The sequence below is a fragment of the Lysinibacillus sp. GbtcB16 genome (genome assembly GCF_019091145.1).
Taxonomy (GTDB): Bacteria; Bacillota; Bacilli; order Bacillales_A; family Planococcaceae; genus Lysinibacillus; species Lysinibacillus fusiformis.
Genome location: NZ_JAGXJV010000084.1, coordinates 1 through 719 on the forward strand (window position 1 = coordinate 1; position 719 = coordinate 719).

The window sequence follows — 719 nt, forward strand, 5'->3', positions numbered from 1 at the left end:
AACTGCATTCTCTTTGGCAGCATGCTGCACACCTAGTTTAATTTTCTTAAATGTAATTCGAATTTGTTCTTCTTTCACATCATTCATAATGACAACAGAGGTTGGTAGTAAAGTTTTCTTATCTACTGTAATCACCTGATGAGGCATACTATTTTTATAGCTATTTCTAGTAGCCGCTTCAAATATATATGCTTTCTCTTCCTCTTTCATGACAAGATTTTTATCTTCTGCTAAATCTTCTGCAAGAGCTCCTATTAGATATGCTTGACTATTCTTCTTAGGCCAATCACTTTGGAATTTATACATTTTGTTTAATGTTGGTGTTACAACAAATACGCCATCCGCATTACGCACAATCATTTGAGAAACATCTTTTCCACTTTCCATAACTTCTACACGATAGAAATCAGGTTTAGTATGCCATACTGTTACATTATAATTTCTAGGCTCCCCACCAGATTTGATCTCCATCGTAGCATTTAATTCATAGCCATTTGTCTCTCCCCATTTACCATTCACTTTCTTCAACACTTTTTCCTGTGAGGCTGTACCACATGCCGACAGAAGTAATATCGTACAAAATAAGACGAGCCATTTAACTATTCGGTTGCCCACGCTTTCACCCTTTCTTCTTTCAAATCCACTACGACAATATATGAACCGTATTTGTCAGTTATGTCATTTGTAGAAAAGGCAATATATTTAAATTTATTGGCTAA

At 35.2% G+C, this 719-nt stretch carries 1 protein-coding gene; it reads right to left on the reverse strand.

Annotated elements, in window-relative coordinates; genetic code table 11:
• The coding region (locus tag KVT27_RS23395; protein ID WP_369009667.1) for a LolA family protein at positions 1 to 615 on the reverse strand (615 nt) is incomplete at its 3' end.
• Positions 616 to 719: the final 104 nt, after the last annotated feature.